Genomic DNA, 13516 nt, shown 5'->3' on the forward strand with positions numbered 1-13516 from the left:
CGCCCCACACGTCCGCTGACCCGGCCCTGGTCCAGATCCTCAGCGGGACAGCGCCATATCCAGGCCCTCCCGATCACAGGCGTCGAGATCACAACTCCGCCATAAGGGGGGATCGCCAGAGCATGGATACGTTCGCCCGCTTGGGATAGAACCAAGTCGGAACTCTCAGAAGGGGGAGCGTCGTGATCGATCGCACCGGGTTGGCGGGGTTTCTCCGCAATCGGCGTGAGGCGTTGCAGCCGGAGGACGTCGGCCTGCCGCGTGGGCAGCGGCGCCGGACCAGCGGGCTGCGGCGGGAGGAGGTCGCGGCGCTGTGCAACATGTCGGCGGACTACTACTCCCGCCTGGAGCGGGAGCGTGGCCCCCAGCCGTCGCCACAGATGCTTGCCTCGATCGCTCAGGGGCTGCACCTGTCGATCGACGAGCGTGACCACCTGTTCCGGCTGGCCGGGCACAACCCACCGGCCAGGGGCAGTTCCAGCGAGCACATCAGCCCTGGGCTGCTGCGGATCCTGGACCGCCTCGAGGACACTCCTGCGGAGATCGTCACCGAGCTGGGTGAGACCCTGCGGCAGACCCCGATGGGGGTCGCGCTCACGGGTGATACGACCCAGTACACCGGGCCGGCTCGGAGTATCGGCTACCGGTGGTTCACCGATCCGCATGCCCGGGACATCTATGCGCCTGAGGAGCACGCATTTCTGACCCGGATGTACGCCGCCGGGCTGCGGGGTCTCGTCACGCTCCGGGGTCCCGATTCCCGAGCGTCCTACCTCGCGGACCTGCTGCTGGACCGCAGTGAGGAGTTCCGGCGGGTGTGGGAGGACCACGAGATCGGGATCCGCCCTCACGATGTCAAGCACTTCGTGCACCCCGAGGTAGGTGCGCTGGAGCTGAACTGCCAGCGTCTGGTCGACCCGGACCAGGCCCACTCCCTGATGGTCTACACCGCGGTTCCCGGCTCCGAGAGCTACGAGAAGCTGCAGATGCTGTCAGTCATCGGAGCACAGGCTCTGCGCTGAACCGGCGACCTGGAGAACTACCCGATCGCCCAGAGGTTCGGCGATCGGGTATGGCCCCGCATTCCAGCAGGGAGACCGGTCCGGGGAGCTCGTCACCGCTCACGCCGTTCGTTCCTCCGTCGGCGCTTTCATGGTCAGCCGCCCAGCTGCTCCCTGGCAGCGTCGGTGTCCTGCAGGTTCGTCATGTTGATGAACCGTCCGTCACGGACCCGGTAGAGGGCGTACTCGGTGACCTCGAACGAGGCGCCGGTGGGAGCGACGCCGAGCCATTCCTTGACCGGGGTGCCGGTGTTGGTCAGGCGTGCGGCGACCTCGTGGCCGCTTACCCTGAAGTCGTCGAGGCGCCATTTCAGGTCCGGCACGGCGTCCATCTGGGCACTCAGTGCGGCGTGGACCTGGTCGCGGGTGACGACGTCCCCGAAGTGGGTGAGCTCGTCGGCGACGAACTCGTCGAGGCGGTGGAGCTCGTGGGCGTTGAGCGCTTCGATGTAGCGCTCGTAGAACTCGCGGAGCTCGGCGTATGTCATGTCAGCTTTTCCTTTCGGTCTGCGGTCGAGTTGCAGGCACAGAACTAGCCTGACGGCGCGCGTTGCTAGAATCCATAACGTGACGTCCGACGTTTTTTACGCATCGTCTACTTTCTCGGCTGATGCCGAGGCGAGCGACCCGGTCGCGGACGCGATCGGCCTGCTGCGACCTCGTACGGTGGTCTATCCGGCGCTGCGTGCCGGTGGGTCGTGGGGTGTGCGCTTCGAGGCGTTCCCGCACGTCAAGATCGGTGGCGTGGTGCGCGGCGAGACCTGGTTGGCGCTCGACGGGCGGGAGCCGGTGCACCTGCGTGAAGGCGACTTCTACCTGCTGAGCAACCCGCCGGCCTACTCGCTGGGCAGCAGTCTGTCCGTGGAGCCGCTGCCGGCCGCAGCGCTGTGGGAGACGGCCGTGGAGGGCGCTGTGAGCATCGGGTCGGTCGACGACGAAGACACCTACCTGTGCGGTGGGTACTTCTGGTTCGACGAGCTCAACGCACCGATCCTGCTCGACATCCTGCCGCCGCTGGTGCACATCCGCGCGGACGATCCCCGGATCCGTTCGCTGGCGTACGTGACCGAGCTGCTGTCGGGCGAGGTCGGGAACTGCGCCATCGGGCGTTCTCTCATCCTCGACCATCTGGTCCAGATTCTCCTGGTCCAGGTGCTGCGTGCTCACGCCGAACAGGCGGATCGTCCTGTCGGGTGGCTGGGGGCGCTCGTCGACGACGGTATCGGCGCCGCGCTGCGTGCGATGCACGCGAACGTGGCCCGACGCTGGACCGTCGAGGAGCTCGCCGGGATCAGCCACCTGTCGCGCTCGGGCTTCGCGAAGTCGTTCAAACGACAGGTAGGGCTCGCTCCGCTCGAGTACCTGATCCAGTGGCGGATGAGCTTGGCACGCGACGCTCTTCGGCGGAATGCGCAGACGATCTCCGAGCTCGCGTTCGCCACCGGGTACGAGTCCGAGAGCGCGTTCAGCACCGCGTTCCGGCGGGTGGTCGGAGCTTCCCCGAAGCAGTTCCGGGACCGTGCGCTGCGAGCTCCTGGGGCCGCCGGACCCGCCTGATGCGGCCCCGGCGGCCCCCGCGTCCGCTGCTGCGTCGGCTAGAGGTGCTTGATCAGCTTGTCGAGGGTGATGGGCACGTCGCGTACCCGGATACCGGTGGCGTTGTAGACGGCGTTGCCGATCGCGGCCGCCGAGCCGACGGTGCCGATCTCGCCGAGACCTCGGGCGCCCAGGCTCCGGGTGCCGACGTCCTCGCCGCCGTCGCCGAGCGGTCCGGTGAGGACAGGATCGGGACGGTCGAGCATGATCACGTCGATGTCAGGGACGTCCGCGTTCACGGGCACGAGGTAGTCGGCCAGGGTGCTGTTCGCCAGGCGTCCGGTGTCGAGCTCGAGGTGGTTCTCCTCCAGCAGGGCGTGCCCGATGCCGAAGATGACACCGCCGACGAGCTGGCTCCGGGCGGCCTTGGCATTGATCACGCGGCCGACGTCGGCGACCGTCATGAACCGGGTGACGCGGGTCTCCCCGGTGAAGCGGTTGACCCGCACCTCACAGAAGTGGGCGCCGAAGCTGTGATGCACGTACCCCGGTTCGGCCGCCCCGGGTGACTCGGCGAGCGTGGTGATGCCCCGTGAGCCCACGACCCTGAGCAGACGGCCGAAGGTCATCGAGCGGCCGAGCCCGTGCAGGATCCCGCGCTCGTAGCCCAGGTCGTCCGTGCTCGCGCCGTGCCACGGTGACCTGTCGTCGGTCACGGCGAGCCGCTTGAGCTCGTCGATCGCATCGCGGGCAGCGTTCACGACCAGGGGTACGGTGGCGTGCGTGGCGCTGGAGCCGACGGCGGGAGCGCCCTGAGGCAGCGCGGTGTCGCCGATCTCCGGCGTCACCCGCTCCAGGGGTATCCCCAGGGCGTCGGCACCGGAGACCGCGACCATGGTCGCGCCGCCGGTGCCGAAGTCCGAGATCCCTGTCGAGACCACGGCGGTGTCGTCGTCCAGCAGCCGGACACGCACGCTCGCGGGACGGCGGTGTGCCGGGTAGATGGCGGTGGCCATCCCGGTGCCGTACAGCCAGTGGCCCTGGACGTGGGCACGGGGTGTGGCGCTGCGGGCGGACCAGCCGAATCGCCGCGCCCCGACGCGGTAGCACTCCTCGAGGTGCTTGCTCGACCAGGGCAGCCCGGAGACGGGGTGGGCGGTGGCGTAGTTGCGCAGCCGCAGCTCGACCGGGTCGACGCCGGTGGCGACGGCCAGCTCGTCCATGGCCGTCTCCAGGGCGAAGGACCCGGGGGCTTCGTTGGGTCCGCGCATCGCCCGGCTCCCGGGGACGTCGAGGACGGCCAGCTCCGCGTGGACGTGCAGGTTGGGGGTGCGGTACAGCGCGTCCGTGGTGTTGTGGGCCGGCGTCATGGGGAAGGTGACGGTGGTCGGGCGCTCGGAGACGCTCTGGTGGCTGACGGCGTTGAGGACGCCGTCGCGGGACGCGCCCAGCCGGACGTTCTGGGTGAGCCGGGGACGATGCCCGGTGAGGGTGAACATCTGCTCACGAGTGAGGACGAGCCGGACCGGACGGCCGATCTCCCGGGCCGCGGCGGCGGGGAGCGGGGTGTCGCTCCAGATGATGACGCGGGCGCCGAATGCGCCGCCCACGTACTTGGTGTTCAGCCGGACGTTCTGGGGCTGGACCCCGAGTCGCTGGGACATCCCGAGTGCGAACGCCGCGGGGACCTGCGCGCCGGCGTGGATCGTGACCCGGTCTCCGTCCCAGACGGCGAGGATCGCGTGGGGTTCCATGGCCACGTGGTGCTGCGGGTGCTGGTGGAACTCGGCCTCCACGACGACGTCGCTGGCGGCGAGCGCCTCGTCGATCGATCCGACGCCGGGCGCCAGGACCTCCAGGCTGCTCGGCGTCCCGCTGAGGGTGGGGCCCGCCGGCTCGTGCGGCTCGTCCGCGAGCGAGGTACGCGGGGGCCGGATGTCGTAGGTCGTGGTGATCAGCGCGGCGGCGTCGCGTGCCTGCTCGGGAGTCTCGGCGACGACCATCGCGATGGCCTGGCCGTGGAATCGGACCTCCCTGTCAGCCAGCGGGACGTAGTTCTCCACGAAGCCCGCGAGCGGGCCGGTGATCGGGTGCAGGTCGAGGCGGGGCTCCGGCGCGGCGTAGACACGCAGGACACCGGGCGCTGCGAGCGCGGCCGCCGTGTCGATCCGGGTGATGGTGCCTCGCGCGATGGTGCTGGTGACGAGGTGGGCGTGGGCGAGGTCGGTGGCGCGGTAGTCACCGGAGTACTCGGCCGCGCCGGTGACCTTCAGCCGGCCGTCGACGCGGTCGGTCTCGCGGCCGACTGGGGAACTGGGCATCGTGACTCCGTTATCTGCTGTGTGTGAGAACGCGCGGCGATGGGGCGGCGTGGGGGAGGGGGACGCCGGTGCTCGGGCCCGTCATCAGCTCGCCATCAATTCGGTCAGGGCGCGCACGATCGTGCGGCGTAGCAGCGCGGGCTTGAACGCGTTGTGCTCGCGCGGTTCGGCGCCGTCCGCGGCGTGGGCGACGGCGGCCTCGAACGTGTCGGACGTCGCGGGCCGGCCGGTCAGGGCGCGTTCGACCGCGGGCAGCCGCCACGGCCGGGTGCCGACGCCGCCGGCCGCGACCCGGGCCTGGGTGATGGTCCGGCCCCGCAGTCGCAGGGCGACGGCGGCGGAGGTGAGGGCGAACTCGTAGGACTGCCGGTCGCGGATCTTGAGGTAGAGCGAGCGCGCGGCGAGGGGGGAGCGGGGCACGGTGATCCCGGTGATGAGCTCGCCCGGGCGGAGCACGTTCTCGACCTCGGGTGTGGTTCCGGGCAGGGTGTAGAAGGTGTCGAGGGGCACGCTGCGGGTGTCCCTCGCGGAGGCCAGGTGCACGACCGTGCTCAGTGCCACGAGCGGGACGGCTAGGTCGCTGGGGTGGGTGGCGATGCAGGTGTTGCTGGTGCCCAGGACGGCGTGGCCGCGGTTGATGCCCTCCAGCGCGGAGCAGCCGGATCCCGGCTCGCGCTTGTTGCAGGGGGTGGTGATGTCGCGGAAGTAGCCGCAGCGGGTGCGCTGCAGCAGGTTGCCGCCGATGCTGGCCATGTTGCGCAGCTGTGCGGACGCGCTGAGCTCCAGGGCCTGCGCGATCATCGGGTAGTGCTGCCGCACGCCGCGATGGGCGGCGACGTCGCTCATCCGCTCCAGCGCGCCGATGTGCAGCCCCTTGTTGTCCAGGGTGATGCCGGTCAGCGGGAGCCGGTTGATGTCCACGACCTGGTCGGGGCTCATCACTTCGAGCTTCATCAGGTCGACCAGGGTGGTGCCGCCGGCCAGGTATGCGGTCTCCGGTCCGGCGCCCCGCAGGGCCTCGCGCACCGTACGCGCCTGGGTGTAGGTGTAGGGCCGCATCAGCGCATCACCTGCTGGGCATCCCGGATCGAGTCGACGATGCGGGGGTAGGCGCTGCAGCGGCAGATGTTGCCGGACATGCGTTCGCGGATCTCGTCGTCCGAGTCCGCCCCGCCCTCGTTGTCGACCATGGCGACGGCGGACATGATCTGGCCGGGGGTGCAGAACCCGCACTGCAGGCCGTCGTGCTCGATGAACGCCTGCTGCATCGGGTGCAGCCGGTCGCCGTCGGCCAGGCCCTCGATCGTGGTGACCTCGTGGCCGGTCGTGGTCGCGGCCAGGGTCAGGCAGGACAGCACCCGCCGTCCGTCGACATGTACGGTGCAGGCCCCGCACTGGCCTCGGTCGCAGCCCTTCTTCGTGCCCTTGAGGTCGAGCCGTTCGCGGAGCGTGTCGAGCAGGGTCGCGCGCGCGTCCACCTGCATCGTGACCGGGGTGCCGTTGACCGCGGCCCGTACCGTCACCTGGCTCACGCCATCGGCGGTGGCCGCCGAGATGGCGCTCGCCTCGGCCTGTCCGGTCAGCAGCGGCGTCACGGCCACGGCGGCCAGACTGCCGCCCAGGAAGCTCCGCCGGGACACACCCGACCGCGCACCTCCCGCATCAGGTTCTTGATTCATCGGGTCTCTCCTGGCTGAGCGTCGATTCGGGCAGGGAAGGACAGCGCTGCGAGCATCCGTGTGCGGTCCGGATCTGGCGCTGATCCAAGGCTGGCCACTGGGAGCAGGAACATCCAGGCTCTCTCGATCCCAGGCTGAGGTGGAACGAATGCGGTCTCCGGCACGTAGACCGAGGCCGACCGGAGACGCCGGCAGGAGTGGGTCAGGCCCGGAGGGCGGCCACGGCCTGGTCGAACAGGTCCACAGGATCGCTGGTGCCGCCCGACGGCGGCCTCAGGACGGCTCAGTGAGTGCCTGTGTGCCGATCACGGCGAGCAGCTCGAGCAGGTCGGCAGTGTCGGTGCCCGGCGTCGGGGTGAACCAGAGCAGTCGTTGTCGGCCGTCCTCGCTGAACAGGTTGAGGCAGTTGACGTCGAGCACGCCGAGCTCGGGATGGTTGATGCGCTTACGGTCGCGTCGGCGAAAGGCCACGTCGTGCCTGCCCCAGAGGTCGGCGAACTCCGGGGAACCCTCCTGAAGCTCGGCGATCATGGAGCGTGCGTCGGTGTCCCTCCTTCCCCGGCGGGCGGCCCCCGCCCGGAGGTCGGCGACGAACGCCTGTGACTGGGCGTCGTGGTCGTCCTCGGGATAGATGGCGCGGGACGTCGGGTCCATGAACCAGCGGTAGGCGAAGCTGGCGTGCCGGCCGGTGAAGTGCGAATGATCGCCCACCAGCGCGACGGCGAGCGGGTTCTGGGCCAGCGTCACGTGCAGATCGGTGATCACCTTCGCGGGCGTCGAGGCCAGGCGATCGAGCAAGTCCAGCATCCCGGGCTGTATATGCGACGCCGCACTGCCCGCAGGGGGTACGGGCCGCTCGGCCAGATGGAAGAGGTGACGCCACTCGTCATCGGTCAACCGCAGCGCCCGGCCGAGCGCGGCCAGCATCTGCTCGGATGGCTGGGAGCCGGCGCCGCGTTCGAGCTCGTTGTAGTAGTCCACCGAGGCGCCCGCCAGATGGGCGACCTCGTCGCGCCGCAGACCGGGCACACGGCGCCGTGGACCGGGCACCAGCCCAACGTCCTCGGGCCGGATTCGTTCGCGGCGCGAGCGCAGAAACGCGCCCAGCTCGGCGTACCCGGCTCTTCTCATGTCACGAGTATCCCGTGAGCGGGGTCGCCATCACAGGGGGTGACATCCCCTGGTTCAGGCTTCCGAGGTCCTGGAACGTGAGGTTCCCGACGAACAGACGGAGGATCCATCGTGACAAGACAACTTCTCGCCCCCCGAACCCGCACGGCCGTGGCCGTGCTCGCCGTCGGCGCGACGCTGACCACGGCGTACATCGTTGCGCCGGCTTCGTCGTCCGAAGCCTCTTCCAGCCGGACGGACGTCTGGCAGGAGCGTGCTCCCATGGCGCTGGAGCGGCAGGAGCTCTACCCCGAGGTCGTCGACGACCGGATCTACGTCGCCGGAGGACTGCTCAACCCCAACACCGGGGTGTCCGCACACTTCGATGCGTACGATCCCGTGGCCGACGCCTGGAATCGGCTGGCGACGATGCCGCAGGCCAGGCATCACATCGGCCTCGCGGAAGCGAACGGTTCGCTGTACGCCGTCGGCGGGTTCAGCGGTGGGTTCCCCCGGTGGCGGGCAGAGTCGGACACCTTCGTCTACTCGCCGGAGCAGGACAGCTGGTCCACCGTCGCCGACCTGCCGGAACCGCGTGCCGAGTTCGTGATCGAGAGCGTGCGTGACCGGGTGTTCGTCATCGGTGGTCGGGTCCGTGAGACACCTGGCGCCACGACGTTCACGACCCATGTCGACAGCGACAGGAACGAGATGTTCGATCCGGCCACCGGCAGGTGGAAACGGCGTGCCCCGGCGCCGACGCTACGGAACAGCGCCGCGTCGGCCGTCGTGGACGACCGGATCTATGTGATCGGCGGCCGGGAGTTCTCGCTCGCCGAGGACGGATCCGCCGTCCAGGAGAACGTCGCGACCGTCGAGGCGTACGACCCGGCCACCGACGAGTGGGAGACGGTCGCGCCGCTCCCCGAGGCACGAGGTGGGCTGGCCGCGGCCGTGCACGATGGTTCGATCTACGTGTTCGGCGGCGAACAGCACAACCCGGCCCCGCTGGTCTACGACGACGTCTGGCGGTACGACCCGGAGGCCGATGAGTGGACCGCCGCGGGGAACCTGCCCACTCCGCGGCACGGCCTCGGCGCCGCCACCGTCGGCGATGTCATCTACACCTTCGGCGGCGGCACCGAGGTGGGCGGCAACTTCGCAAGCGCTCGCAACGAGGCACTCACGCTGGCAGAGTGAGAGACGGGGGAGCGTCGTGATCGATCGCACCGGGTTGGCGGGGTTTCTCCGCAATCGGCGTGAGGCGTTGCAGCCGGAGGACGTCGGCCTTCCGCGTGGGCAGCGGCGCCGGACCAGCGGGCTGCGGCGGGAGGAGGTCGCGGCGCTGTGCAACATGTCGGCGGACTACTACTCCCGCCTGGAGCGTGAGCGTGGCCCCCAGCCGTCGCCGCAGATGCTTGCCTCGATCGCTCAGGGGCTGCACCTGTCGATCGACGAGCGTGACCACCTGTTCCGGCTGGCCGGGCACAACCCGCCACCCCGGGGCAGTTCCAGCGAACACATCAACCCTGGGCTGCTGCAGATCCTGGAACGGTTAGAGGACACCCCGGCAGAGATCGTCACGGAGCTCGGCGAGACCCTGCGGCAGACCCCGATGGGCGTGGCGCTCACCGGCGATCGGACCCAGTACACCGGGCCGGCCCGAAGCATCGGCTATCGCTGGTTCACCGACCCCACTGCGCGGGATCTCTACGCGCCGGAGGAACATGGGTACCTGACCCGGATGTACGCCGCTGGGCTGCGGGGACTCGTCACCCTTCGTGGTCCGGAATCGCGGGCCGCGTACCTTGCCGGGCTGCTCCTGGACGGCAACGACGAGTTCCGGCGGGTGTGGGACGACCACGAGGTCGGGATCCACCCCCGCCAGGTGAAGCATTTCGTGCACCCCGAGGTGGGATCCCTGGAGCTGAACTGCCAGCGGCTGGTCGACCCGGACCAGGCGCATTTCCTGATGGTCTTCACCGCCGCGCCCGGCACCGAGAGCTACGAGAAGTTGCAGATCCTTTCCGTCACGGGCGCGCAATCGCTGCGCTGAACCGTCGGAACCGAGCTGCGCGCATTCCGCCGACCCCTTGCCCCAGGAGGCGTCATGGTGGCGCTCGCCATCGACCCACAACGACCCATCCGCTCCGCGCCGGCCGTCACTATCGACGGGCTCGACAGAAGAACTCGGCTGATCGCATTCAGCAACGACCAGTTGAGTGCTGATCTAGGAGTGATGCCCAGGCACGTTGTGCGATCGGGTGCGGCGAGCCGTAGAAGGAATGGCGTCTAGCCGGCTCGGTGAGTTTCGTACAGCGGGTCGGTTCCGTCGCTTGGTGCGCCTGGGTAACGAGTCACTCCGAACCGACGACCAGAACCTCGTGTCTCTGGGGTCACGAAGAAGTCAACGAGCCTCGGATTGGGCTCGCTTTGGTTCGCAAAGGGCCGCAATCGGGTGCTGGTGCGAGCGGAGGCATGAGACGACATCACCGCAGGTCAGCAAAATGGTCTTGGCTCAAGAGAGCAGGCAATCGCAAAGGATCGCGATCACGCTCGCCACCATCAAGGCCTTCCCGATGACCCATCACGTCGATTGCGTCGCTTTGCTGACGAAAGCCGGCTCTGACCCGCGGTGATGCAGTTCGGGCTCTCGCGGCCGTCCCCTGAGCGCGAGCCTGAGGTCACCTCGGGCGCTTTGCGGAAACCGAGTCCAGCTCTGAAACCTGAGGAACCCCGCGCCCGGCCCATCGCTCCATGAGGTCGTACCGATTGAATCTTGTACAGCCCTGGCGTGAGACCATCCTTCACCCAAGGCGCTCGGCCGTCCGGCGCCGATGACGAATACGGCGGTTACGGTGATGGCGCGACGTGAGCGGCTGGCAGCCTCGCCGGCTCTTGTGGGCCGAGCCGCCGAGCTCGAGCTCCTTGTCGGCGCTCTGGCTGATCCGCCGACAGTGGCCTTCGTCGAGGGGGAGGCTGGGATCGGGAAGAGCCGGCTGGTCCGCGAGTGCTTGCAGTCCCCGGAGCTGTCCGGCCTGACGGTGCTCATGGTGACGTGCCCGCCCGTGATCGAGCCGTTCCCGTTGGGGCCGGTGGTCGATGGGCTGCGGCGGTTGCGCCCCCGGCCTGACGACCTCGAGCTGAGTCCGTTGGCTGGAGCCTTGCGGCCGTTGCTCCCGGAATGGGCAGACCGGCTGCCGCCCGCTCTGGAGCCGTCCGGCGATCCAGCTGCGACCCGACACCGGTTGCTGGGCGCGTTGTCCGAGCTGGTCGAGCGGCTCGGTGTCGATGTGCTGGTGGTGGAAGATGCTCATTGGGCGGACGCCGCGACGCTGGAGTGGCTCCTCATCCTCACGGCCTCCGAGGGCCTGGACATGTCGGTGGTGGTGACCTTCAGGTCGACTGAGGTGCCGGCCGGGTCGCTGCTGTTGCGGTTGACGTCACGGCCCCTGGGCGCCGCGCGGATCCGGGTCGAGCTCAACCCGTTGAACGTCGCGGACACCCGCAGGCTGGTGGGGTCGATGTTGGACACCGACGCGGTGTCGGAGCAGTTCGCGGCCTTCCTGCACGAACGCACCGACGGGCTTCCGCTGGCAGTCGAGGAGACGATCTGGATGCTTCGGGATCGGCGCGACATCGTCCGCCAGCACGACGCCTGGACCCGGAGGGCGCTCGGCGCGATGAACGTGCCACCGACGCTGCGTGACTCCGTCCTCGAGCGCGCCAGCAGGCTCCCGCCGGAGGGCAGAACGGTTCTGCAGGCGGCGGCGATCTTGGCCGAACCGACCGATGAGGCGCTGCTGTCCGACGTCGCCGACCTGGACGAGCCCGCTGCCAAGCTCGGCGTCGCCGCTGCGCTCGGCTCGGGCCTCCTGCGCGAGGTCGGCAGCGGGCGCCTGGCGTTTCGGCATGTCTTGGACGCACTCGCGATCGGAGCGTCGATCCCAGCCTCCGAGCGGTGGGCGTTGCACCGCCGCGCCGCGTACGGTCTCCAGCGACTCGAGCCGCAGCCCGTGGTGCGACTGGCTCACCACTTCCACGAGGCGGGGGAGACCGAGCAGTGGAGCCACTACGCCGAAGCTGCCGCGGCACTGGCGCTCGAGTCCGGTGATGAGCGCACGGCCGTGGCCCTGCTGCATGGGTTGCTCACCAGCGTTGCGCACCCACCCGTTCGACGGGCCCGTCTGGCTCGTCGGCTGGGTGAGGTGGCGGTCAACAGGCTCACCCCCTTGGGCGGGATGGAGAGTGCGGTCAGGGAGACCCTCAGCGGAGTCCTCGACGATCCCGACCTTCCTGAGGCCGAGCGGGGCGATGTTCGGCTGCTGCTGGGATGGATGCTGTTCCAGGTGGGCGAGTTCGAGGCGGGCCACGCTCAGTTCGAGATCGCTGTGGGCGAGCTGGGGCCCAGGCCCACGAGCGCGGCCAAGGCGATGTTGTTCCTTGCCGATCCGGAGTCGGAGCGCTCCTGGCCCGCGGAGCGACATCTGCAGTGGCTGGAGCGGGCGACACGTCTGATTCCGCTGATCGAGTCACCCGCGGAGAGGCAGGTGCTGGCGATCGACCGGGTGACGGGTCTGCTCAGCCTGGGAGAGGAAGCCGGATGGCAGGCCGCGGCGGAGATACCACGCTCCGCGGCCACCTTGGACGAACGGCGCCAGCTGGTGAGGGTCTTGTTCAACGTCGCCCACCGTGCCGTCCACTGGGGCCGGTACGCCGAGGCTCGCCGCCGGTTGGAGGGGGCTGCAGAGTCTGCTCGCGACGCCGGATTCGAGCGGGTGGCGGAGTACGCGAGGTTCCATCTGGCGCTGCTCGACTGGTACGTGGGCGCGTGGGACGGCCTGGCCGAGACCGTGTCCGGGATGGGCGCGAGCGAGGAGACGCATCCGCTCCTTCGTCTCGCGGCCCGTTCGGTCCAGGCGATGCAGGAGGTCGCTGTCGGCAACCGAGACGCCGCCGAGCGGCGTGCGCGTGACGTGTTGGAGCATGCCACCGGAACCCTGGACGATCCGACGATCCTGGCCGCCGTGGCGCTGGGCAGGCTGCTCCTGGCCGACGGTGCCGTGCACGAGGCCGTACAGGTGACGGCCGCGCCCATGGAGGCGATCGAGCGGAAGGGGATCTGGCTGCAGGCAAGCGACCTGGCGCCTGTTCACATCGATGCCCTTGTCGGTGCCGGCGAGCTGAGCCGGGCCGCTGACGTGGTCGAATCCTTCGCGACCTGGACGGCGGCCCGTGATGTCCCGACCGCTGATGCTGCCTTGCTGACGTGTCGCGCGATCCTGGCCGCCGCCGGCGGCGATCTGCTCGCGGCAGCGGGTCTGTACGCGGATGCGGCAGCCGCCTGGGCGGACCTGCCACGCCCGTACGACGAGCTGTTGGCTCTCGAACGGCACGGACGATGCCTGTTGGCGACGGGGGAGCAGGACAACGCAGTGCGGGTGCTGTCCGACGTTCAGCAACGCCTCTCCACGTTGGGAGCCCGATGGGACGCCGATCGGGTGGCCCGCGCACTGCGACAGCTCGGCGTCGAGGTCGCGCGCACCTGGCGTCGTGGACGGCGCGGATACGGTGAGCAGCTCTCGCCTCGTGAGGTGGAGGTGATCCAGCTGGTCGCACGGGGGATGACGAACAAGCAGGTCGCGGACACGCTGTTCATCAGCCCACGCACCGTCCACCGGCACGTGTCGACGGCGATGCGGAAGCTGGATGTGTCCTCGCGTACGGCGCTCGCCATGGCAGCAGCCGAGGCCGGCGTGCTGTCGGCCGACTCCGAGCAGTGAGCATCGGCGCCATCTGCGGTCGATAA

General features: G+C 69.5%; 10 protein-coding genes. 5 read left to right on the forward strand and 5 right to left on the reverse strand.

Annotated features, from left to right (window positions below; translation table 11 throughout):
* The first annotated feature begins 182 nt into the window (after nt 1–182).
* A complete protein-coding gene (locus HD557_RS11540; protein WP_307785598.1) occupies nt 183–1022 on the forward strand; it encodes a helix-turn-helix transcriptional regulator in 840 nt (279 codons plus the stop codon).
* 134 nt (nt 1023–1156) lie between these two features.
* On the opposite strand, the gene HD557_RS11545 is transcribed toward HD557_RS11540, so the two are convergent.
* A complete protein-coding gene (locus tag HD557_RS11545; protein WP_196873987.1) occupies nt 1157–1549 on the reverse strand; it encodes an ester cyclase in 393 nt (130 codons plus the stop codon).
* A 79-nt stretch (nt 1550–1628) separates the two neighbouring features.
* Here HD557_RS11545 and HD557_RS11550 point away from each other — a divergent pair, with 79 nt between their 5' ends.
* Nucleotides 1629–2618 carry an AraC family transcriptional regulator gene (locus tag HD557_RS11550; RefSeq protein WP_307785599.1) on the forward strand — a complete coding sequence of 330 codons (990 nt, stop codon included), beginning with the start codon at nt 1629–1631 and terminating at the stop codon, nt 2616–2618.
* A gap of 38 nt (nt 2619–2656) precedes the next feature.
* On the opposite strand, the gene HD557_RS11555 is transcribed toward HD557_RS11550, so the two are convergent.
* The 4 genes from HD557_RS11555 to HD557_RS11570 all read right to left on the reverse strand — a co-directional run bounded on the left by HD557_RS11555 (nt 2657) and on the right by HD557_RS11570 (nt 7728).
* Nucleotides 2657–4918, reverse strand: coding sequence for a xanthine dehydrogenase family protein molybdopterin-binding subunit (locus tag HD557_RS11555; protein WP_196873989.1), 2262 nt, complete (start codon nt 4916–4918; stop codon nt 2657–2659).
* 84 nt (nt 4919–5002) lie between these two features.
* Nucleotides 5003–5977 (reverse strand): FAD binding domain-containing protein, encoded by a 975-nt coding sequence (locus HD557_RS11560; protein ID WP_196873990.1) that lies wholly within the window; start codon nt 5975–5977, stop codon nt 5003–5005.
* Nucleotides 5977–6597, reverse strand: coding sequence for a (2Fe-2S)-binding protein (locus HD557_RS11565; RefSeq protein WP_196873991.1), 621 nt, complete (start codon nt 6595–6597; stop codon nt 5977–5979). The genes HD557_RS11560 and HD557_RS11565 overlap by 1 nt, the downstream gene beginning before the upstream one ends.
* A 273-nt stretch (nt 6598–6870) precedes the next feature.
* On the reverse strand, nt 6871–7728 hold the full coding sequence (locus HD557_RS11570; protein WP_196873992.1) for a helix-turn-helix transcriptional regulator: 858 nt from the start codon (nt 7726–7728) through the stop codon (nt 6871–6873).
* Between the two features lie 111 nt (nt 7729–7839).
* Between HD557_RS11570 and HD557_RS11575 the strand changes: the two genes are divergently transcribed.
* The 3 genes from HD557_RS11575 to HD557_RS11585 all read left to right on the forward strand — a co-directional run bounded on the left by HD557_RS11575 (nt 7840) and on the right by HD557_RS11585 (nt 13490).
* A complete protein-coding gene (locus HD557_RS11575; protein ID WP_196873993.1) occupies nt 7840–8907 on the forward strand; it encodes a Kelch repeat-containing protein in 1068 nt (355 codons plus the stop codon).
* 16 nt (nt 8908–8923) lie between these two features.
* Nucleotides 8924–9763, forward strand: coding sequence for a helix-turn-helix transcriptional regulator (locus HD557_RS11580; RefSeq protein WP_307785600.1), 840 nt, complete (start codon nt 8924–8926; stop codon nt 9761–9763).
* A gap of 805 nt (nt 9764–10568) precedes the next feature.
* A complete protein-coding gene (locus HD557_RS11585) occupies nt 10569–13490 on the forward strand; it encodes a helix-turn-helix transcriptional regulator (RefSeq protein WP_196873994.1) in 2922 nt (973 codons plus the stop codon).
* The last annotated feature ends 26 nt before the right edge of the window (nt 13491–13516 follow it).

It is taken from the genome of Nocardioides luteus, assembly GCF_015752315.1.
Lineage (GTDB): Bacteria > Actinomycetota > Actinomycetes > Propionibacteriales > Nocardioidaceae > Nocardioides.